General features: G+C 53.0%; 17 protein-coding genes and 8 pseudogenes. 7 read left to right on the top strand and 18 right to left on the bottom strand.

Annotated features, from left to right (window positions below; translation table 11 throughout):
* Positions 1 to 206 precede the first annotated feature (206 nt).
* From KXJ80_RS01075 to KXJ80_RS01060, 4 genes and pseudogenes are all read right to left on the bottom strand, one after another.
* Positions 207 to 971, bottom strand: coding sequence for an IS6-like element IS6100 family transposase (locus tag KXJ80_RS01075; protein ID WP_001389365.1), 765 nt, complete (start codon positions 969 to 971; stop codon positions 207 to 209).
* Positions 972 to 1477: 506 nt separating this feature from the next.
* Entirely contained in the window at positions 1478 to 1978 is a 501-nt protein-coding gene (locus KXJ80_RS01070; protein ID WP_000376623.1) for a GNAT family N-acetyltransferase, read from the bottom strand.
* A gap of 127 nt (positions 1979 to 2105) precedes the next feature.
* A complete protein-coding gene (sul1, locus tag KXJ80_RS01065) occupies positions 2106 to 2945 on the bottom strand; it encodes a sulfonamide-resistant dihydropteroate synthase Sul1 (RefSeq protein WP_000259031.1) in 840 nt (279 codons plus the stop codon).
* Positions 2939 to 3145: pseudogene (locus KXJ80_RS01060) on the bottom strand (DMT family transporter); the annotation flags it as partial. The gene sul1 (KXJ80_RS01065) and the pseudogene KXJ80_RS01060, both read right to left, overlap by 7 nt.
* Here KXJ80_RS01060 and KXJ80_RS01055 point away from each other — a divergent pair.
* Entirely contained in the window at positions 3126 to 3323 is a 198-nt protein-coding gene (locus tag KXJ80_RS01055) for a cupin domain-containing protein (RefSeq protein WP_000347577.1), read from the top strand. The pseudogene KXJ80_RS01060 and the gene KXJ80_RS01055 overlap by 20 nt on opposite strands.
* A 568-nt stretch (positions 3324 to 3891) precedes the next feature.
* On the opposite strand, the gene catA is transcribed toward KXJ80_RS01055, so the two are convergent.
* The 3 genes and pseudogenes from catA to KXJ80_RS01040 all read right to left on the bottom strand — a co-directional run.
* The gene (catA, locus tag KXJ80_RS01050) at positions 3892 to 4533 is read right to left on the bottom strand and encodes a type A chloramphenicol O-acetyltransferase (protein ID WP_001011941.1); all 642 of its coding nucleotides are present in this window, start codon (positions 4531 to 4533) and stop codon (positions 3892 to 3894) included.
* Positions 4534 to 4682: 149 nt separating this feature from the next.
* Positions 4683 to 4886 (bottom strand): hypothetical protein, encoded by a 204-nt coding sequence (locus tag KXJ80_RS01045; protein WP_197465993.1) that lies wholly within the window; start codon positions 4884 to 4886, stop codon positions 4683 to 4685.
* Between the two features lie 421 nt (positions 4887 to 5307).
* A pseudogene (locus KXJ80_RS01040) lies at positions 5308 to 5634 on the bottom strand (dihydropteroate synthase); the annotation flags it as partial.
* On the opposite strand from KXJ80_RS01040, the pseudogene KXJ80_RS01035 reads away from it, so the two are divergent.
* The 4 genes and pseudogenes from KXJ80_RS01035 to KXJ80_RS01020 form a co-directional block, all read left to right on the top strand.
* Positions 5623 to 6012, top strand: a pseudogene (locus KXJ80_RS01035) (IS30 family transposase); the annotation flags it as partial. The pseudogenes KXJ80_RS01040 and KXJ80_RS01035 sit on opposite strands and share 12 nt — an antisense overlap.
* Before the next feature lie 100 nt (positions 6013 to 6112).
* Entirely contained in the window at positions 6113 to 6925 is an 813-nt protein-coding gene (locus tag KXJ80_RS01030) for a subclass B1 metallo-beta-lactamase NDM-1 (RefSeq protein WP_004201164.1), read from the top strand.
* A 3-nt stretch (positions 6926 to 6928) separates the two neighbouring features.
* A complete protein-coding gene (gene ble / locus KXJ80_RS01025; protein WP_004201167.1) occupies positions 6929 to 7294 on the top strand; it encodes a bleomycin binding protein Ble-MBL in 366 nt (121 codons plus the stop codon).
* A 4-nt stretch (positions 7295 to 7298) separates the two neighbouring features.
* A complete protein-coding gene (locus KXJ80_RS01020; protein ID WP_004201168.1) occupies positions 7299 to 7937 on the top strand; it encodes a phosphoribosylanthranilate isomerase in 639 nt (212 codons plus the stop codon).
* Positions 7938 to 7947: 10 nt separating this feature from the next.
* On the opposite strand, the pseudogene KXJ80_RS01015 reads toward KXJ80_RS01020, so the two are convergent.
* From KXJ80_RS01015 to qacG2, 9 genes and pseudogenes are all read right to left on the bottom strand, one after another.
* Positions 7948 to 8784 (bottom strand): annotated as a pseudogene (locus tag KXJ80_RS01015) (protein-disulfide reductase DsbD domain-containing protein); the annotation flags it as partial.
* A 231-nt stretch (positions 8785 to 9015) separates the two neighbouring features.
* Positions 9016 to 10557 (bottom strand): IS91-like element ISCR1 family transposase, encoded by a 1542-nt coding sequence (locus KXJ80_RS01010; RefSeq protein ID WP_000050481.1) that lies wholly within the window; start codon positions 10555 to 10557, stop codon positions 9016 to 9018.
* A 515-nt stretch (positions 10558 to 11072) separates the two neighbouring features.
* Positions 11073 to 11291: pseudogene (locus tag KXJ80_RS01005) on the bottom strand (GNAT family N-acetyltransferase); the annotation flags it as partial.
* Positions 11292 to 11451: 160 nt separating this feature from the next.
* Positions 11452 to 11742 carry a hypothetical protein gene (locus tag KXJ80_RS01000; protein ID WP_069455558.1) on the bottom strand — a complete coding sequence of 97 codons (291 nt, stop codon included), beginning with the start codon at positions 11740 to 11742 and terminating at the stop codon, positions 11452 to 11454.
* A 170-nt stretch (positions 11743 to 11912) separates the two neighbouring features.
* Positions 11913 to 12569 carry a quinolone resistance pentapeptide repeat protein QnrVC6 gene (locus KXJ80_RS00995; protein ID WP_032495607.1) on the bottom strand — a complete coding sequence of 219 codons (657 nt, stop codon included), beginning with the start codon at positions 12567 to 12569 and terminating at the stop codon, positions 11913 to 11915.
* A 262-nt stretch (positions 12570 to 12831) separates the two neighbouring features.
* Positions 12832 to 14373 carry an IS91-like element ISCR1 family transposase gene (locus KXJ80_RS00990; RefSeq protein WP_000050481.1) on the bottom strand — a complete coding sequence of 514 codons (1542 nt, stop codon included), beginning with the start codon at positions 14371 to 14373 and terminating at the stop codon, positions 12832 to 12834.
* A gap of 404 nt (positions 14374 to 14777) precedes the next feature.
* Positions 14778 to 15617 carry a sulfonamide-resistant dihydropteroate synthase Sul1 gene (gene sul1 / locus KXJ80_RS00985; RefSeq protein WP_000259031.1) on the bottom strand — a complete coding sequence of 280 codons (840 nt, stop codon included), beginning with the start codon at positions 15615 to 15617 and terminating at the stop codon, positions 14778 to 14780.
* A pseudogene (locus KXJ80_RS00980) lies at positions 15611 to 15959 on the bottom strand (quaternary ammonium compound efflux SMR transporter QacE delta 1). The gene sul1 (KXJ80_RS00985) and the pseudogene KXJ80_RS00980 overlap by 7 nt, the downstream one beginning before the upstream one ends.
* 210 nt (positions 15960 to 16169) lie before the next feature.
* The gene (gene qacG2, locus KXJ80_RS00975; RefSeq protein ID WP_003830719.1) at positions 16170 to 16502 is read right to left on the bottom strand and encodes a quaternary ammonium compound efflux SMR transporter QacG2; all 333 of its coding nucleotides are present in this window, start codon (positions 16500 to 16502) and stop codon (positions 16170 to 16172) included.
* Positions 16503 to 16740: 238 nt separating this feature from the next.
* Here qacG2 and intI1 point away from each other — a divergent pair.
* A pseudogene (intI1, locus tag KXJ80_RS00970) lies at positions 16741 to 17538 on the top strand (class 1 integron integrase IntI1); the annotation flags it as partial.
* A gap of 52 nt (positions 17539 to 17590) precedes the next feature.
* Here the strand turns inward: intI1 and KXJ80_RS00965 are convergent.
* Complete coding sequence (locus KXJ80_RS00965; RefSeq protein WP_001067855.1) at positions 17591 to 18295, bottom strand: IS6-like element IS26 family transposase; 705 nt, start codon at positions 18293 to 18295, stop codon at positions 17591 to 17593.
* A gap of 155 nt (positions 18296 to 18450) precedes the next feature.
* On the opposite strand from KXJ80_RS00965, the gene KXJ80_RS00960 reads away from it, so the two are divergent.
* Positions 18451 to 19635 (top strand): IS4-like element ISEc29 family transposase, encoded by a 1185-nt coding sequence (locus KXJ80_RS00960; protein ID WP_259474349.1) that lies wholly within the window; start codon positions 18451 to 18453, stop codon positions 19633 to 19635.
* A gap of 34 nt (positions 19636 to 19669) precedes the next feature.
* Here the strand turns inward: KXJ80_RS00960 and KXJ80_RS00955 are convergent.
* Positions 19670 to 19888 (bottom strand): annotated as a pseudogene (locus KXJ80_RS00955) (transposase); the annotation flags it as partial.
* Between the last annotated feature and the right edge of the window lie 101 nt (positions 19889 to 19989).

The following is a 19989-nucleotide window of genomic DNA, read 5'->3' as shown; positions in this document are numbered from 1 at the left end:
TGTCATTTTCAGAAGACGACTGCACCAGTTGATTGGGCGTAATGGCTGTTGTGCAGCCAGCTCCTGACAGTTCAATATCAGAAGTGATCTGCACCAATCTCGACTATGCTCAATACTCGTGTGCACCAAAGCGAGGTGAGCATGGCGACGGAGGCTCTGTTGCAAAGATTGGCGGCAGTCAGAGGTAGGCTGTCGCTCTGCGCCGATCAGGCGGCTGCTGCGAAATGGTGGTTGAGCATGCCCATGGCCTCCGTCAGCGCCGAGGGCCCAATGCCAAAAGCTCTCTCCACAAGGCGCACCTCGCCCCTGATGCCGGGCTGCAGGCACCAGGGGCGAGCCTGTCCTTTGCGCAGGGCTCGCATGACTTCGAATCCCTTGATCGTGGCATAGGCCGTGGGGATCGATTTGAAACCGCGCACCGGCTTGATCAGTATCTTGAGCTTTCCGTGATCGGCCTCGATCACGTTATTGAGATACTTCACCTGCCGGTGGGCCGTCTCCCGGTCCAGCTTTCCTTCGCGCTTCAATTCGGTGATCGCTGCACCATAGCTCGGCGCTTTGTCGGTATTGAGCGTGGCAGGCTTTTCCCAGTGCTTCAGGCCTCGCAGGGCCTTGCCCAGGAACCGCTTCGCTGCCTTGGCGCTGCGGGTCGGCGACAGGTAGAAATCGATCGTGTCGCCCCGCTTGTCGACTGCCCGGTACAGGTAGGTCCACTTGCCCCGCACCTTGACGTAGGTTTCATCCAGGCGCCAGCTCGGATCAAAGCCACGCCGCCAGAACCAGCGCAGCCGCTTCTCCATCTCCGGGGCGTAGCACTGGACCCAGCGATAGATCGTCGTATGGTCGACCGAAATGCCGCGTTCCGCCAGCATTTCCTCAAGGTCGCGATAGCTGATCGGATAGCGACAATACCAGCGCACCGCCCACAGGATCACATCACCCTGGAAATGGCGCCACTTGAAATCCGTCATCGTTCCGTCCGTCCAATCTCCGCCAAGCATGCTCAAGCTTCACGATTTTTGCAACAGAGCCCACACGAGTATTGAGCATAGTCGAGATTGGTGCAGATCACTTCTGATATTGAACTGTCAGGAGCTGGCTGCACAACAGCCATTACGCCCAATCAACTGGTGCAGTCGTCTTCTGAAAATGACATTTGGTATCTCTCATAAACGGATGTTTTTGAGAGAACTATCTTCGGCCTTCACACGCACGAAAGGCGGCGAAGCTCCGCCGTTAATCCGTCCGCCGGAGATCTCGCCCAGGCAGGCTGAAGGCCGAGCAAGCCTGACAGGCCCGAAAAGCCCGGCACGGGCGTCGGCGGCGATGACGGCGGCGGCATTATCCAGGGTTGATGATGGAAGTGGAGGATATCGACAACCTCTCGCGCAACCAAGACATCGCGGTCGGACTGCAAGTGATCTTGAAGCCACGGGCCCGTCCCACCCCGACATGGACCTCGATGCCCGAACGGACGTTAGATTTCGAGTTCTAGGCGTTCTGCGATGAAGGTTGGATCCCAGCCGGGATTGAAAGTGTCGACGTGGGTGAATCCGAGCCGCTCGTATAGGCCACGCAGGTTCGGGTGGCAGTCGAGCCGCAGCTTGGCGCACCCCTGCGTTCGCGCGGCATGGCGGCAAGCCTCGATCAGCGCGGAGCTGACACCCCGGCCCGCATGTGTCCGTCGCACCGCGAGCTTGTGCAGATATGCGGCCTCCCCCTTGAGGGCGTCGGGCCAGAACTCGGGATCCTCGGCCGACAAGGTGCAACAGCCGACGATGCCGTCGCTGCAACTCGCGACTAGGAGCTCGGATCTCAGGACGAAGGTCTCCGCGAATGTCCGGTCGATCCGCGCGACGTCCCAGGCGGGCGTTCCCTTGGCGGACATCCACGCCGCAGCGTCGTGCATCAGCCGCACAACCTCGTCGATATCACCCGAGCAGGCGACCCGAACGTTCGGAGGCTCCTCGCTGTCCATTCGCTCCCCTGGCGCGGTATGAACCGCCGCCTCATAGTGCAGTTTGATCCTGACGAGCCCAGCATGTCTGCGCCCACCTTCGCGGAACCTGACCAGGGTCCGCTAGCGGGCGGCCGGAAGGTGAATGCTAGGCATGATCTAACCCTCGGTCTCTGGCGTCGCGACTGCGAAATTTCGCGAGGGTTTCCGAGAAGGTGATTGCGCTTCGCAGATCTCCAGGCGCGTGGGTGCGGACGTAGTCAGCGCCATTGCCGATCGCGTGAAGTTCCGCCGCAAGGCTCGCTGGACCCAGATCCTTTACAGGAAGGCCAACGGTGGCGCCCAAGAAGGATTTCCGCGACACCGAGACCAATAGCGGAAGCCCCAACGCCGACTTCAGCTTTTGAAGGTTCGACAGCACGTGCAGCGATGTTTCCGGTGCGGGGCTCAAGAAAAATCCCATCCCCGGATCGAGGATGAGCCGGTCGGCAGCGACCCCGCTCCGTCGCAAGGCGGAAACCCGCGCCTCGAAGAACCGCACAATCTCGTCGAGCGCGTCTTCGGGTCGAAGGTGACCGGTGCGGGTGGCGATGCCATCCCGCTGCGCTGAGTGCATAACCACCAGCCTGCAGTCCGCCTCAGCAATATCGGGATAGAGCGCAGGGTCAGGAAATCCTTGGATATCGTTCAGGTAGCCCACGCCGCGCTTGAGCGCATAGCGCTGGGTTTCCGGTTGGAAGCTGTCGATTGAAACACGGTGCATCTGATCGGACAGGGCGTCTAAGAGCGGCGCAATACGTCTGATCTCATCGGCCGGCGATACAGGCCTCGCGTCCGGATGGCTGGCGGCCGGTCCGACATCCACGACGTCTGATCCGACTCGCAGCATTTCGATCGCCGCGGTGACAGCGCCGGCGGGGTCTAGCCGCCGGCTCTCATCGAAGAAGGAGTCCTCGGTGAGATTCAGAATGCCGAACACCGTCACCATGGCGTCGGCCTCCGCAGCGACTTCCACGATGGGGATCGGGCGAGCAAAAAGGCAGCAATTATGAGCCCCATACCTACAAAGCCCCACGCATCAAGCTTTTGCCCATGAAGCAACCAGGCAATGGCTGTAATTATGACGACGCCGAGTCCCGACCAGACTGCATAAGCAACACCGACAGGGATGGATTTCAGAACCAGAGAACATGTCATTGTACTGGAAGGCGCATTACAACTGCGGCTGGGGGATGAGTGGCACACCGTTTCTGCCGGGGAATCCCTGCGCTTCCATGCGGATATCCCGCACGCTTACGCCAATCCCGGTAAGGCCATTGTGACACTGCATAATCTGATCCATTATCCGCGCCCGGCGGACAAATAAAAAAGCAGGGTATAATAAATATACCCCGCTTTGACTTAACGGATCGTCTTACTTTATTTGTAAAATAAAACCAAAATAAATATGTGTTCAGCTTAACTTATTATATATCATCCTTATACCAACCGGGATGATATGTTTATACTGAACAGAAAAGCATGCCATTCAGAATACTATCTTCTGTTATATATGGCGGTTTATTTATTGTTTAATTACACACACTCAGGCATATCACTATGCTATCGTGATGTTTTCACTGGTGTTGTTACTACTGCCTTTACGGCATTTTGGTGTTGTTCAAAATGACTGTCGCAGCAGTCTTTCTGGTGTCTTAAATACTATTATTATAACTGCATCTGGTGTTGTTAATATTATTGTTACTGCTTACTTTATTATTATTGCTGTCAGTCTTTGCTGTTTCTTTTTTATTAAGGGTATTACCAAACTGCGGGGGCATTATCGTACAGTGATCCTGAACCATTCTGAAACGAAATTACAGATTACGGTTAAAATATAAAAAAAAGCCACCATTCCTGCCGGATACGGTGGCTTAAATACAGAATTAATTAATTTATTTCAGTATGTTATCACACATCAGCTGAAGTGTATTAATAAACCGTGCTGCATGAAAGCCATCACAGACTGCATGATGAACCTGTACAGAAACAGGTAATAATACGCGGTCACCTTCCTGCTGAAACTTTGCCATCGTAAAAACCGGGGCAAAATAATCATCATTTCCGGTGATGTTCAGGTTAAATCCGTCAAAACTCACCCACGGTAATGATGATATATTCAGGTGATTCTCCGGTAAATTTCCCTGCGGAAACAATCTGGTATCATGCTGATATTCTGCCGTTACCGCATTATAACCTGCCATAAACTCACTGAGATCCGGAAAATAACGGCAGGACAGTGCAGAGAATGTTTCGGTTTCTTTATGAAAGACAGTAAAGACCGGGTCTGACTGGTCCCAGTAAATAAGTTCATTGTCTTTCAGTGCCATCCGGAACTCCGGAAACTGATTAACAGCCCGGGAGATCAGGTAAATCATCAGCGGATAAAACTTATAACCTGTCTCCGCCAGTGCGGTACGCAAAGCGGTAATATCGAGTTTGGTGGTCAGGCTGAATCCGCATTTATTCTGCTGACGATAAAGGGCAAAGTGTTCCCTGCGATTCCAGGTATTCAGGTCAATCCGGGTAAAATTCATGGTTATTCCTTCTGATTAATAGTGAAAAATATTAATAATCAGAAGGCAGTCTGGTTGTCTCAATGGGTAACATTCCGTCCTCCGTAAGCTGTTTGGTATTCAGTAATAATACCCTATACGGGCTTAATCTGTATTAAGCCCGGCTTTATTTATTCCGGCCAATCATCCGCAAACACATAGCGGATCAGTTCTGCGGATTCACGGGGCGGTGCTCTCAGCACATCCGCCATTAAATCAATCTCCATCTGACAGGTTTGCAGCTTGTCTTCCGCCGGTACATACGGATCATCCGTCAGGAAACTATCGCCGTATTTATCCATCGACCCCTGTATTTGTGCCGAAAATAAAGTCACGGTACTCTCCGGAGGCCTTTTTCATATCCGGCGGGCCTGACACTTCCGGATGCAGCACACGAAAACAGAAGTCACCGGAACACGCCATTCTGAGAAAACTGTCACTAATCTGTTTTATTCCGCAAACAGAAAACCACCGGATAACCGGGGTATAGGAAGTATAAAGGGTATAGGAAGTATAAACCACCTTTTTGCTCCTCATCCGAAGTATCTTACCTGAAATTCCCTCACTCGTTTACCGCTCAAGCCCCAATTTTAACTGCCGGTCCAGCCTAAACCGCTCTAATAAGGTTCGATTTGGCGGTAAAATCTCTAGCCTGATAGCTCGAGAGATACAAACTGCCCCACCGCCCCGTTTAAAAGTTGGCAGTGTTGAGCAGTGTTGGATTTGGGGTCGTAGCGGGCGGCCGGAAGGTGAATGCTAGGCATGATCTAACCCTCGGTCTCTGGCGTCGCGACTGCGAAATTTCGCGAGGGTTTCCGAGAAGGTGATTGCGCTTCGCAGATCTCCAGGCGCGTGGGTGCGGACGTAGTCAGCGCCATTGCCGATCGCGTGAAGTTCCGCCGCAAGGCTCGCTGGACCCAGATCCTTTACAGGAAGGCCAACGGTGGCGCCCAAGAAGGATTTCCGCGACACCGAGACCAATAGCGGAAGCCCCAACGCCGACTTCAGCTTTTGAAGGTTCGACAGCACGTGCAGCGATGTTTCCGGTGCGGGGCTCAAGAAAAATCCCATCCCCGGGCAAAGGCAGAATCAGTGCGCAAGGCTTTAACTGAAGCTCTGAAATATTTACCTGCAGAACTGCGTAAAACGTTGACCTATGACCGTGGACGTGAGATGTCAGAACATAAAATACTCGAAGAAGATTTAGGCATAGATGTATATTTCTGTGACCCACATTCACCCTGGCAAAAAGGCACATGCGAAAATATGAATGGTTTAATTAGGCAATATTTACCTAAAGGGATTGATTTAAATCAGGCAGATCAGCATTATTTAAATCAAGTTGCCATGTCACTGAATACTCGTCCTAGAAAGGCGTTAGATTGGCTTACACCATTAGAGAAATTTGCTCAGCTTGTTGATTATCATATGGCTTTTGAAACTGTCGCACCTCATGTTTGAATTCGCCCCATATTTTTGCTACAGTGAACCAAATTAAGATCATCTATTTACTAGGCCTCGCATTTGCGGGGTTTTTAATGCTGAATAAAAGGAAAACTTGATGGAATTGCCCAATATTATGCACCCGGTCGCGAAGCTGAGCACCGCATTAGCCGCTGCATTGATGCTGAGCGGGTGCATGCCCGGTGAAATCCGCCCGACGATTGGCCAGCAAATGGAAACTGGCGACCAACGGTTTGGCGATCTGGTTTTCCGCCAGCTCGCACCGAATGTCTGGCAGCACACTTCCTATCTCGACATGCCGGGTTTCGGGGCAGTCGCTTCCAACGGTTTGATCGTCAGGGATGGCGGCCGCGTGCTGGTGGTCGATACCGCCTGGACCGATGACCAGACCGCCCAGATCCTCAACTGGATCAAGCAGGAGATCAACCTGCCGGTCGCGCTGGCGGTGGTGACTCACGCGCATCAGGACAAGATGGGCGGTATGGACGCGCTGCATGCGGCGGGGATTGCGACTTATGCCAATGCGTTGTCGAACCAGCTTGCCCCGCAAGAGGGGATGGTTGCGGCGCAACACAGCCTGACTTTCGCCGCCAATGGCTGGGTCGAACCAGCAACCGCGCCCAACTTTGGCCCGCTCAAGGTATTTTACCCCGGCCCCGGCCACACCAGTGACAATATCACCGTTGGGATCGACGGCACCGACATCGCTTTTGGTGGCTGCCTGATCAAGGACAGCAAGGCCAAGTCGCTCGGCAATCTCGGTGATGCCGACACTGAGCACTACGCCGCGTCAGCGCGCGCGTTTGGTGCGGCGTTCCCCAAGGCCAGCATGATCGTGATGAGCCATTCCGCCCCCGATAGCCGCGCCGCAATCACTCATACGGCCCGCATGGCCGACAAGCTGCGCTGAGCCATGGCTGACCACGTCACCCCCAATCTGCCATCGCGCGATTTCGATGTGACAGAGGCGTTTTATGCGAAGCTGGGCTTTGCGACGAGTTGGAAGGATCGCGGCTGGATGATCCTGCAGCGCGGCGGTTTGCAGCTCGAATTCTTCCCCTATCCTGACCTCGACCCAGCTACGAGCTCGTTCGGCTGTTGCCTGCGGTTGGATGATCTCGATGCCATGGTGGCATTGGTGAACGCGGCGGGAGCCGAGGAAAAAAGCACCGGCTGGCCGCGCTTCAAAGCTCCGCAACTGGAGGCGAGCGGCCTGAGGATCGGCTACCTGATCGATCCCGACTGCACGCTGGTGCGGCTGATCCAGAACCCCGACTGACCGCATGCCCGCGAAAATCAAGATTTGCGGGATCAGCACACCCGAGGCGCTCGATGCGACCATCGCGGCGCGGGCGGACTATGCCGGGTTGGTGTTCTATCCAGCGTCGCCCCGTGCGGTTACGTCGAATGTCGCGGGCGCTTTGACATCGCGCGCAGCTGGCCAGATCGCCATGGTCGGTTTGTTCGTCGATGCGGATGATGCTGTCATCGCCGACGCACTGGTGGCAGCCAAGCTGAACGCGCTGCAGCTGCACGGTTCGGAATCGCCCGAACGCGTGGCCCAGTTGCGCGCGCGGTTTGGCAAGCCGGTGTGGAAGGCGCTGCCCGTCGCCAGCGCCAGCGATGTCGCACGCGCCGCAGCCTATGCCGGGGCGGCGGACTTGATCTTGTTCGACGCCAAGACCCCCAAAGGCGCGCTGCCCGGCGGCATGGGGTTGGCGTTCGACTGGTCGCTGCTGGCCGGATATCGCGGTGCCTTGCCGTGGGGGCTGGCAGGCGGGCTAAATCCGACGAATGTTGCCGAGGCGATTGCGCGCACCGGAGCGCCGCTGGTCGATACCTCCAGCGGCGTCGAAAGCGCGCCGGGCGTCAAGGATACCGACAAGATTACCAATTTCGCCTTTGCGGTGCGCTTGGCCTAAATCGCGTCGATCAATAGGCGTCGTTCAGCGCAAAGATCGGCTTGCGGGTGCGCCACTGCCCTCGGGTGAAGTCGGGAAAATCTAACGTGCGATTGCCCTCAGCAATCGATTGTTCCGACAGAGGCGTGATCGCGCTCCAGGCCAGCGCGTCGTAAATGTCGATTGGCATCGGGGCCTTGGCCTTCAGCGCCTCGACAAAAGCGTGGATCACGAACCAGTCCATCCCGCCATGCCCGGCCCCTGCCGCCAGATCGGCGTAGCGTTTCCATAGCGGGTGATCGTATTTCGCAAACCAGCCCTCGGCAGGCTCCCAGCGGTGCGGCTGTGGGCTCTTGCCCTCCAGATAGATCGACTTGTTGACGTCCATCCACAGCCCCTCGGTGCCTTGCACCCGAAAGCCGAGAGAATAGGGGCGCGGCAGCGAGGTGTCGTGGCACAGCATGATCGTTTCACCATTAGTGCAGCCGATCATGGTGTTGACCACATCACCCAGTGCGAATTTCACCTCGGCGTTGGGATGATCGGCAGAGCCGTTCTTGACGACATAATCATGCAGCCCGCGCGCCTTACAGCCGAAGCCGCCAGCGCCCGCTTCGCCCGGCAACGCGACCTTCAGGGTGCGGGTCTGCGGCGGGTAGCACACGCCGGCATCGGCGCAGCCCTGGTACTTCACGGTCAGGGTGGTCGCGCTCGCGCCGGCCGCGGGCGTGCCGGTGAGGGTGCCGAGCAATTCCTTGCGGTAGGTTTCGACGTCGCCGAAGAATTCGTCGCGGTAGGCCTTGCCCTTCGGCAGCGCCATGGTCGCGCCGGTGAAGGCGGCATCGGCCTTGACCGAGGTGCGGTGCCGGGTATAGGAAGTATAAACCACCTTTTTGCTCCTCATCCGAAGTATCTTACCTGAAATTCCCTCACTCGTTTACCGCTCAAGCCCCAATTTTAACTGCCGGTCCAGCCTAAACCGCTCTAATAAGGTTCGATTTGGCGGTAAAATCTCTAGCCTGATAGCTCGAGAGATACAAACTGCCCCACCGCCCCGTTTAAAAGTTGGCAGTGTTGAGCAGTGTTGGATTTGGGGTCGTCAGTCAAAGAGACGACTCTGTGATGGATCGAACAGGCTGGGAGTCAGTGGCGGCGCTCGTTCTGGTGGCAGCTCACGCTGCTTGGCGGCATTCGCCTTGGCTGTTTTCTGTTTCAGATGCTTGAGAATCTGCTCAATGACCTTCGGATCTTCGATGCTGGCAATCACTTTGACGTGACCGCCGCAGTGTTCGCAGACTTCAATATCAATATTGAAGACTCGCTTGAGGCGTTGCATCCAGGTCATGGCGCGGTGGCGCTCTGCAGGACTCTTGTCACGCCAGTTAGTATCGAGACCTTCCGATTTGTCGGGCTTCTTGCCCCGCTTGGCGGGTGTTACTTGAACTCGGTGTTTGCTGTTCGGTGCAAAGACGCCGTGGAAGCGTGTGAGGTTGACTCGCGGCTTAGGTACCAACGCAGCGAGTTTGGCGATGAAGTCCAGCGGCTCGAAGATCACATGGGTGGTGCCATTGCGGTACGGAGTTTTGAGCTCGTAACGCACCTGCCCATTGGCGGTTAATGCCAGACGTTTTTCTGAAACCGCTGGCCGACTAATGTAGCGACACAAGCGCTCAAGCTTATCCCGCTGATGCGCTTCGGCCATCACACCGGCGTGTAGCGAGAAACCAGCATGGTTGGCTACTCGACTGCTTGAGTCGGCTTTATCCTCACGCCCTGGCAAGGTTTGCAGGGTGAAGACTTTGCGCCCTTGCTGGGGGCCGACGGCAATGCGATACGTAACCGAAGCACCATGTAATTGAGTCAGCGTATCGTCTTCGCCCTCTTCCAGTGTCAACCACGTATTCTCGGCATCACGCTCCAAAATCCCACGCTTTTCCATGCAGCGAGCGATGCGATGGCTGAGGGTGTGAGCGAGCGTATTCAGCTCATCGTAAGTGGGTGCCTTGACACGATGGAAGCGTTGCTTGCCATAGTCATCTTCGGCATAGACACCATCGAGAAACAGCATGTGGTAGTGGACATTGAGATTTAGCGCGGAGCCAAAGCGTTGGATAAGAGTCACTGAGCCAGTTTGTGCAGAGGCTTTGGTGTAACCGGCTTTTTTGATCAGATGAGTTGAGAGTGTACGATAGACGATACTCAAGACCTGGCCCATCAGCTGGGGATGGCGAGCCAGCAAAAAGCGTAGCTGGAAAGGAAAGCTGAGCACCCACTGGCGAATGGGCTCCTTGGGGAAGACTTCGTCTATCAGCAGCGCCGCACTCTCGGCCATCCGGCGGGCACCGCAGCTAGGGCAAAAGCCGCGTCGTTTACAGCTGAAGGCGACCAGACGCTCGTGATGACAATCCTCGCAGCGAACCCGCATGAAACCATACTCCAGACGGCCACATTGGAGGAGGTCGTTGAATTCTTGTTGGATGTAGCGAGGCAGGTGTTGACCTTGGGCTTCGAGTGAGGCTTTGAAGGCTGGGTAGTGCTGCTCAACCAGCTGGTAGAGCAGCGTCTGGTCGGGTTGGTGGCGTTCGTAACCGTTTGTTTGAGTGGGCGATTGACTCGCCGTGGCGTTCCTTGCCAGCGACATGGGTATCCTCCGCTGATACTGTGGTTATGTACAGTATCAGCGGCTTGCGTTCAGACGTCCAGTCTGGCCCTAGACATCGCTAAATGCTTAACCCGCAATAGCCCTCACGAGTTGTTATCAGCCACTACCGGTTGAGCGAGAAGGTTTTGGGTTCAGGGTGCTATTGCTCCACCAATCACAATACTGAAGCCCCAACTGTTATCAGTTGGGGCTTTTTCTTGTCTGTTTGCGGCGGTTGCGTTTTATCGGTAGTCGTCGAGCTCTGCACCATCCCACATAAGAGCTTAACGGTGCGATCTTCAACGCCATCACACAAAACTTTCTTTTTCACGCACAGTCAACTTATTGGATGTTTTATTAACAACCCAAAAGGAGATATTTTGGGGCTTTTTCTTGTCTGTTTGCGGCGGTTGCGTTTTATCGGTAGTCGTCGAGCTCTGCACCATCCCACATAAGAGCTTAACGGTGCGATCTTCAACGCCATCACACAAAACTTTCTTTTTCACGCACAGTCAACTTAGATAGCAACAATAATGAAAATCTGTCACTGAGCGAGCCACACCGACAAGCTGATCGTTCAGCCATGCGGTCACCATCAAATTAGAGTTGTCGAGCATACCCTGAATAGTTGACTCATTATCCAAAGGACGACGCTCACCCAATGAAGTTTTCTTCAGTAAACTCACGAATTGTTCAACTGAGATTGGATGGTTTACTTTGTACTCGATTTCCATTTTTCATCCTCTGGAGCTGAATTTGCTTATAACGCCCGGTTAAGGGGCAACCAACGCATAATAAAAATGCCACGCGTTGGTTGTCCCTCTTGAACCGTTTGTTATGTTTTATTGCAACCAGCTGATTTTATTGAAAATGTTCTTAGGATCATCAACTGGTTTAAGACATTATTGCCTTACTTCTAAAAAGTGTTTTTTTGCAAGATAAGCAAATATGTTTATAACGATGATCTGCATGAGCTGTTAATGGTTGAAAAATCACTTTATCTGAACCACAACTAAAGCATTTCGCACTTTCTGAATCTGCCGTTTTACATTCTGGATGCTTTATCAAATAATCCTCAAGTGTCGGTAATTTGTGCCAATCATCATCCTGTGGCTTCGAATATGATACGAAATAGTAGAATGCAGCAGCAGAACCCAAAACTAAAACCAACCAAATGAAATCCATTTCTGTTCCTCAAGTTATCCCGAAAACATAACGCCGCGTTAAGTAGTGAGCAACATGCCACCCAACCTAAACCATTGTGCCGTAAACACTAAATTCAAAGCAAACCGAAAATGCCCAGCGTTGCGAATCTGTCTTAAGCGCTTTGTTATGTGCGTAGCCGAATCTTGCGCTTAGTCAGGAACAATGATTACCCCTAATTGCTCCAGTAACTGCTCCTGTTGCCACGAGCATATTTTTACACCTGTAAGATCAATCTTTCGAGGATCTAAACCATAAAGCTCTGAATGACTTAAATCACAGCCTTGTACTCTAAACTGTTCCCAGCAGTCTTCTGAAAAAACGCCACGACTTAAATCTGATTCTTTAAATGAAGCGCCTCGAAGATTTGCACCAATCCATCTATTTTCGAACAGGTCACATTTTTCAATAAGCTGCTGCTCAAAATTGGCATAGGATAAGTTACAACCTGTTATGTATGCAGAGCAAAAGTACATTTTATTCGAAACCTGATTTACAAAACTAACTTGGCTAAAATTTGCCCCTTTAAGATCACAATCTCTCAGTTCAATACCAAAGCAATTTGCCCCCTTAAAATGGGACATTGAAAGCTGACAATCTTTAAATGAAGCATCTCGAAGATCAGCATAAGAAAAATCGCACCCTTCCAGTGCCCCCTGCTCTATGAAAGTACAGTTAATGAACTGTGTATCTCGAAGGTTTGAGCGCTTAAAATTACAATGTATAAAAGTACAATTGCTAAAGATATGTTCTTGCAAGTCCTGATGTGAGAAGTTCACTTGATTATATAATTGCTTTGATTTTTCCATGCTGTAGCTCCAAAAAACATTTGATTTGAAGGGTATAGGAAGTATAAACCACCTTTTTGCTCCTCATCCGAAGTATCTTACCTGAAATTCCCTCACTCGTTTACCGCTCAAGCCCCAATTTTAACTGCCGGTCCAGCCTAAACCGCTCTAATAAGGTTCGATTTGGCGGTAAAATCTCTAGCCTGATAGCTCGAGAGATACAAACTGCCCCACCGCCCCGTTTAAAAGTTGGCAGTGTTGAGCAGTGTTGGATTTGGGGTCGTCAGTCAAAGAGACGACTCTGTGATGGATCGAACAGGCTGGGAGTCAGTGGCGGCGCTCGTTCTGGTGGCAGCTCACGCTGCTTGGCGGCATTCGCCTTGGCTGTTTTCTGTTTCAGATGCTTGAGAATCTGCTCAATGACCTTCGGATCTTCGATGCTGGCAATCACTTTGACGTGACCGCCGCAGTGTTCGCAGACTTCAATATCAATATTGAAGACTCGCTTGAGGCGTTGCATCCAGGTCATGGCGCGGTGGCGCTCTGCAGGACTCTTGTCACGCCAGTTAGTATCGAGACCTTCCGATTTGTCGGGCTTCTTGCCCCGCTTGGCGGGTGTTACTTGAACTCGGTGTTTGCTGTTCGGTGCAAAGACGCCGTGGAAGCGTGTGAGGTTGACTCGCGGCTTAGGTACCAACGCAGCGAGTTTGGCGATGAAGTCCAGCGGCTCGAAGATCACATGGGTGGTGCCATTGCGGTACGGAGTTTTGAGCTCGTAACGCACCTGCCCATTGGCGGTTAATGCCAGACGTTTTTCTGAAACCGCTGGCCGACTAATGTAGCGACACAAGCGCTCAAGCTTATCCCGCTGATGCGCTTCGGCCATCACACCGGCGTGTAGCGAGAAACCAGCATGGTTGGCTACTCGACTGCTTGAGTCGGCTTTATCCTCACGCCCTGGCAAGGTTTGCAGGGTGAAGACTTTGCGCCCTTGCTGGGGGCCGACGGCAATGCGATACGTAACCGAAGCACCATGTAATTGAGTCAGCGTATCGTCTTCGCCCTCTTCCAGTGTCAACCACGTATTCTCGGCATCACGCTCCAAAATCCCACGCTTTTCCATGCAGCGAGCGATGCGATGGCTGAGGGTGTGAGCGAGCGTATTCAGCTCATCGTAAGTGGGTGCCTTGACACGATGGAAGCGTTGCTTGCCATAGTCATCTTCGGCATAGACACCATCGAGAAACAGCATGTGGTAGTGGACATTGAGATTTAGCGCGGAGCCAAAGCGTTGGATAAGAGTCACTGAGCCAGTTTGTGCAGAGGCTTTGGTGTAACCGGCTTTTTTGATCAGATGAGTTGAGAGTGTACGATAGACGATACTCAAGACCTGGCCCATCAGCTGGGGATGGCGAGCCAGCAAAAAGCGTAGCTGGAAAGGAAAGCTGAGCACCCACTGGCGAATGGGCTCCTTGGGGAAGACTTCGTCTATCAGCAGCGCCGCACTCTCGGCCATCCGGCGGGCACCGCAGCTAGGGCAAAAGCCGCGTCGTTTACAGCTGAAGGCGACCAGACGCTCGTGATGACAATCCTCGCAGCGAACCCGCATGAAACCATACTCCAGACGGCCACATTGGAGGAGGTCGTTGAATTCTTGTTGGATGTAGCGAGGCAGGTGTTGACCTTGGGCTTCGAGTGAGGCTTTGAAGGCTGGGTAGTGCTGCTCAACCAGCTGGTAGAGCAGCGTCTGGTCGGGTTGGTGGCGTTCGTAACCGTTTGTTTGAGTGGGCGATTGACTCGCCGTGGCGTTCCTTGCCAGCGACATGGGTATCCTCCGCTGATACTGTGGTTATGTACAGTATCAGCGGCTTGCGTTCAGACGTCCAGTCTGGCCCTAGACATCGCTAAATGCTTAACCCGCAATAGCCCTCACGAGTTGTTATCAGCCACTACCGGTTGAGCGAGAAGGTTTTGGGTTCAGGGTGCTATTGCTCCACCAATCACAATACTGAAGCCCCAACTGTTATCAGTTGGGGCTTTTTCTTGTCTGTTTGCGGCGGTTGCGTTTTATCGGTAGTCGTCGAGCTCTGCACCATCCCACATAAGAGCTTAACGGTGCGATCTTCAACGCCATCACACAAAACTTTCTTTTTCACGCACAGTCAACTTATTGGATGTTTTATTAACAACCCAAAAGGAGATATTTAGCGGGCGGCCGGAAGGTGAATGCTAGGCATGATCTAACCCTCGGTCTCTGGCGTCGCGACTGCGAAATTTCGCGAGGGTTTCCGAGAAGGTGATTGCGCTTCGCAGATCTCCAGGCGCGTGGGTGCGGACGTAGTCAGCGCCATTGCCGATCGCGTGAAGTTCCGCCGCAAGGCTCGCTGGACCCAGATCCTTTACAGGAAGGCCAACGGTGGCGCCCAAGAAGGATTTCCGCGACACCGAGACCAATAGCGGAAGCCCCAACGCCGACTTCAGCTTTTGAAGGTTCGACAGCACGTGCAGCGATGTTTCCGGTGCGGGGCTCAAGAAAAATCCCATCCCCGGATCGAGGATGAGCCGGTCGGCAGCGACCCCGCTCCGTCGCAAGGCGGAAACCCGCGCCTCGAAGAACCGCACAATCTCGTCGAGCGCGTCTTCGGGTCGAAGGTGACCGGTGCGGGTGGCGATGCCATCCCGCTGCGCTGAGTGCATAACCACCAGCCTGCAGTCCGCCTCAGCAATATCGGGATAGAGCGCAGGGTCAGGAAATCCTTGGATATCGTTCAGGTAGCCCACGCCGCGCTTGAGCGCATAGCGCTGGGTTTCCGGTTGGAAGCTGTCGATTGAAACACGGTGCATCTGATCGGACAGGGCGTCTAAGAGCGGCGCAATACGTCTGATCTCATCGGCCGGCGATACAGGCCTCGCGTCCGGATGGCTGGCGGCCGGTCCGACATCCACGACGTCTGATCCGACTCGCAGCATTTCGATCGCCGCGGTGACAGCGCCGGCGGGGTCTAGCCGCCGGCTCTCATCGAAGAAGGAGTCCTCGGTGAGATTCAGAATGCCGAACACCGTCACCATGGCGTCGGCCTCCGCAGCGACTTCCACGATGGGGATCGGGCGAGCAAAAAGGCAGCAATTATGAGCCCCATACCTACAAAGCCCCACGCATCAAGCTTTTGCCCATGAAGCAACCAGGCAATGGCTAGTAATTATGACGACGCCGAGTCCCGACCAGACTGCATAAGCAACACCGACAGGGATGGATTTCAGAACCAGAGAAAGAAAATAAAATGCGATGCCATAACCGATTATGACAACGGCGGAAGGGGCAAGCTTAGTAAAGCCCTCGCTAGATTTTAATGCGGATGTTGCGATTACTTCGCCAACTATTGCGATAACAAGAAAAAGCCAGCCTTTCATGATATATCTCCCAATTTGTGTAGGGCTTATTATGCACGCTTAAAAATAATAAAAGCAGACTTGACCTGATAGTTTGGCTGTGAGCAATTATGTGCTTAGTGCATCTAACGTTTGACGTGAGGGGCCGCCGTAGCGGCGAAGCCGCGAAGGGAACCCGCAAGCGCAGCTTGTGGGCGGTCCCTCTCGACGGAATGGTTAGATGCGACCGTTTTAGTGAACACTTGCCTTAGATAGCAAGTTGAGCACAGCAACGCCGCTGATAATGAAGCCGACACCAACAAATCCCCACATATCTAGTTTTTGACCATGCAAAACCCATGCAATCGCAGTGACCAAGACGATCCCGAGGCCCGACCAAACTGCGTAGGCGATTCCAACAGGAATCGATTTGAGTGTCAGCGACAGGAAATAAAAAGCAGCAGCGTATCCCGCTACGACGATAAAAGACGGTACTAACCTAGTAAAGCCCTCACTAGACTTGAGCGCAGAGGTTGCAATGACCTCAAAAATAATGGCCGTAGCCAGAAATAACCAATTTTTCAAAATATTTCTCCATGGAGTTCCGCGAAGAAATTTTAGGTTCGATTTAAGAAAAAAAACAGTCTTGTTGCTGGCCGAAATTTGTGCGCACAGCAAAGCATCTAACTTTGTTTTAGGGCGACTGCCCTGCTGCGTAACATCGTTGCTGCTCCATAACATCAAACATCGACCCACGGCGTAACGCGCTTGCTGCTTGGATGCCCGAGGCATAGACTGTACAAAAAAACAGTCATAACAAGCCATGAAAACCGCCACTGCGCCGTTACCACCGCTGCGTTCGGTCAAGGTTCTGGACCAGTTGCGTGAGCGCATACGCTACTTGCATTACAGTTTACGAACCGAACAGGCTTATGTCCACTGGGTTCGTGCCTTCATCCGTTTCCACGGTGTGCGTCACCCGGCAACCTTGGGCAGCAGCGAAGTCGAGGCATTTCTGTCCTGGCTGGCGAACGAGCGCAAGGTTTCGGTCTCCACGCATCGTCAGGCATTGGCGGCCTTGCTGTTCTTCTACGGCAAGGTGCTGTGCACGGATCTGCCCTGGCTTCAGGAGATCGGAAGACCTCGGCCGTCGCGGCGCTTGCCGGTGGTGCTGACCCCGGATGAAGTGGTTCGCATCCTCGGTTTTCTGGAAGGCGAGCATCGTTTGTTCGCCCAGCTTCTGTATGGAACGGGCATGCGGATCAGTGAGGGTTTGCAACTGCGGGTCAAGGATCTGGATTTCGATCACGGCACGATCATCGTGCGGGAGGGCAAGGGCTCCAAGGATCGGGCCTTGATGTTACCCGAGAGCTTGGCACCCAGCCTGCGCGAGCAGCTGTCGCGTGCACGGGCATGGTGGCTGAAGGACCAGGCCGAGGGCCGCAGCGGCGTTGCGCTTCCCGACGCCCTTGAGCGGAAGTATCCGCGCGCCGGGCATTCCTGGCCGTGGTTCTGGGTTTTTGCGCAGCACACGCATTCGACCGATCCACGGAGCGGTGTCGTGCGTCGCCATCACATGTATGACCAGACCTTTCAGCGCGCCTTCAAACGTGCCGTAGAAGGCACTGTTGCAAAGTTAGCGATGAGGCAGCCTTTTGTCTTATTCAAAGGCCTTACATTTCAAAAACTCTGCTTACCAGGCGCATTTCGCCCAGGGGATCACCATAATAAAATGCTGAGGCCTGGCCTTTGCGTAGTGCACGCATCACCTCAATACCTTTGATGGTGGCGTAAGCCGTCTTCATGGATTTAAATCCCAGCGTGGCGCCGATTATCCGTTTCAGTTTGCCATGATCGCATTCAATCACGTTGTTCCGGTACTTAATCTGTCGGTGTTCAACGTCAGACGGGCACCGGCCTTCGCGTTTGAGCAGAGCAAGCGCGCGACCATAGGCGGGCGCTTTATCCGTGTTGATGAATCGCGGGATCTGCCACTTCTTCACGTTGTTGAGGATTTTACCCAGAAACCGGTATGCAGCTTTGCTGTTACGACGGGAGGAGAGATAAAAATCGACAGTGCGGCCCCGGCTGTCGACGGCCCGGTACAGATACGCCCAGCGGCCATTGACCTTCACGTAGGTTTCATCCATGTGCCACGGGCAAAGATCGGAAGGGTTACGCCAGTACCAGCGCAGCCGTTTTTCCATTTCAGGCGCATAACGCTGAACCCAGCGGTAAATCGTGGAGTGATCGACATTCACTCCGCGTTCAGCCAGCATCTCCTGCAGCTCACGGTAACTGATGCCGTATTTGCAGTACCAGCGTACGGCCCACAGAATGATGTCACGCTGAAAATGCCGGCCTTTGAATGGGTTCATGTGCAGCTCCATCAGCAAAAGGGGATGATAAGTTTATCACCACCGACTATTTGCAACAGTGCCGAAATTCTGTAGTTAAAATAAAATGTTAGTTGATTGGGGAACATTCATGGCGGTTCCTGATCTGATCATTCGCCAAAACTCCCACACCGCGGATGCTCACCATGAATGTAAAAGCTATGCTCGCTGATTTCCTCACCTTTGTCACGCCAAAATCAATGCATAAAGCCCGATTTTCGGTTTTGCTAGATGCGGTAACCGCCCTGGCAAAGGATGCGTGTTGCACCGTTACTGCGATTGGCCGGGCGATGCCTGGCTCTTCAGATAAGGTCAGTATCAAACGGGCAGATCGTCTACTCAATAATCCTAACCTGCAACGAGAGCTGCCATTGATTTATGCTGCGCTGACGGCTTCTATTGTTGGCCATAAAACTAAGCCGATGATTTTGGTTGACTGGAGCAATGCCGATACTGCCAAGCGACACTTTATCCTGCGTGCCAGCATTGCCGCTGACGGTAGAGCGTTGACTCTGCTACAGAAGATTGCCGCCGCAGAAGATTATACCTGCCCACACCTACACGGGGCGTTTTTAAAGCAGCTTAAAGCCATGCTACCCAAGGACTGTAAGCCCGTAATTGTCACTGACGCGGGGTTTAAAGTTCCATGGCTGAAACAAGTGCGTAAGCTGGGATGGCATTATGTAGCTAGAGTTCGAGGCAATGTGAAGCTTAAATTGGCAGAGCAGGACAAGTTTATCAGTGTTAATCAGCTTTATCGGCAAGCGAAGAAGGATCCAAAAAGTGTAGGAAAAATCATGCTTGCCCAAACACAACACTATGAAACGCAGGCCGTCCTGGTTGGCAAAGGTTATAAGCTATTGAAACGCGATAAAAATAAGACGTATAAGGAACCATGGTTGTTGGTGTCATCCTTAGCTGACTGCCATGGGTATGCGGATAAAATTGCTAAGTGCTACAGTAGCCGAATGCAAATTGAAGAAAGCTTCCGTGATCAGAAAAGTCACCGCTATGGCCTGGGTAGCGATTTGCATGGTACCAAGAAGAAATCTCGCTTAGAGATACTGCTACTACTGGCCGCATTGGTTAATTGGTTTCATTACCTGCTAGGTAGCGCAGCGGAGAAAGCGGGTTTGCACCTGCGTTATCAAGCTAACACCGTTAAAAATAGGCGGGTATTGGCCCTGAATTTCCTTGGGATATTACTTTGCAAAGAACCCAAACAGCGAATACGCAGGCAATATTATCAGCAGGAACTTAAACAAATACTACAGTGGGTGGTTCAGTGGGACTGGGCAGTAATCAAACAGGCTGATAGCTGATTGTATGAATGGAAATTTTGTGGGGATCCCTCAGGCGCACTGATTTACGACTTTTACCGTTGCGGGAGTTACCGGTGTTTTTACCGGCGGCATCATGTTTGGCATAACCTAGATGCTGCTCCATCTCGGCTTCAAGGGCGCGTTCGGCAAGCTTTTTGGTCAACTGCTTAAGGATACCTTGCTCACCAAGCAGGTCTTCCGGGGATTTGTAGTCAGCTAATAACTGGTCGATAAGCTGGTCTGATACTGGCATTCTTCATTCCTTTCAAATACATGGATAGAATGCCACTTACACAGATTTTTTTATACTCTCTATTCTTCGGCGCTGTTCATTGACGCGTGAAAAATATTTAT

The sequence above is a fragment of the Shewanella xiamenensis genome (genome assembly GCF_024971755.1).
Classification (GTDB): Bacteria; Pseudomonadota; Gammaproteobacteria; order Enterobacterales; family Shewanellaceae; genus Shewanella; species Shewanella xiamenensis.
The sequence above is the reverse complement of the archived record's forward strand: the minus strand, read 5'-3'. Positions and strand labels throughout refer to the sequence as shown.

Coding starts and splice junctions, on each gene's coding strand:
- KXJ80_RS01075 (WP_001389365.1), bottom strand. CDS start 971: ATGACGGATTTCAAGTGGCGCCATTTCCAGGGTGATGTGATCCTGTGG.
- KXJ80_RS01070 (WP_000376623.1), bottom strand. CDS start 1,978: ATGGACAGCGAGGAGCCTCCGAACGTTCGGGTCGCCTGCTCGGGTGAT.
- sul1 (WP_000259031.1), bottom strand. CDS start 2,945: ATGGTGACGGTGTTCGGCATTCTGAATCTCACCGAGGACTCCTTCTTC.
- KXJ80_RS01055 (WP_000347577.1), top strand. CDS start 3,126: ATGGATTTCAGAACCAGAGAACATGTCATTGTACTGGAAGGCGCATTA.
- catA (WP_001011941.1), bottom strand. CDS start 4,533: ATGAATTTTACCCGGATTGACCTGAATACCTGGAATCGCAGGGAACAC.
- KXJ80_RS01030 (WP_004201164.1), top strand. CDS start 6,113: ATGGAATTGCCCAATATTATGCACCCGGTCGCGAAGCTGAGCACCGCA.
- ble (WP_004201167.1), top strand. CDS start 6,929: ATGGCTGACCACGTCACCCCCAATCTGCCATCGCGCGATTTCGATGTG.
- KXJ80_RS01020 (WP_004201168.1), top strand. CDS start 7,299: ATGCCCGCGAAAATCAAGATTTGCGGGATCAGCACACCCGAGGCGCTC.
- KXJ80_RS01010 (WP_000050481.1), bottom strand. CDS start 10,557: ATGTCGCTGGCAAGGAACGCCACGGCGAGTCAATCGCCCACTCAAACA.
- KXJ80_RS01000 (WP_069455558.1), bottom strand. CDS start 11,742: ATGGATTTCATTTGGTTGGTTTTAGTTTTGGGTTCTGCTGCTGCATTC.
- KXJ80_RS00995 (WP_032495607.1), bottom strand. CDS start 12,569: ATGGAAAAATCAAAGCAATTATATAATCAAGTGAACTTCTCACATCAG.
- KXJ80_RS00990 (WP_000050481.1), bottom strand. CDS start 14,373: ATGTCGCTGGCAAGGAACGCCACGGCGAGTCAATCGCCCACTCAAACA.
- sul1 (WP_000259031.1), bottom strand. CDS start 15,617: ATGGTGACGGTGTTCGGCATTCTGAATCTCACCGAGGACTCCTTCTTC.
- KXJ80_RS00965 (WP_001067855.1), bottom strand. CDS start 18,295: ATGAACCCATTCAAAGGCCGGCATTTTCAGCGTGACATCATTCTGTGG.
- KXJ80_RS00960 (WP_259474349.1), top strand. CDS start 18,451: ATGCTCACCATGAATGTAAAAGCTATGCTCGCTGATTTCCTCACCTTT.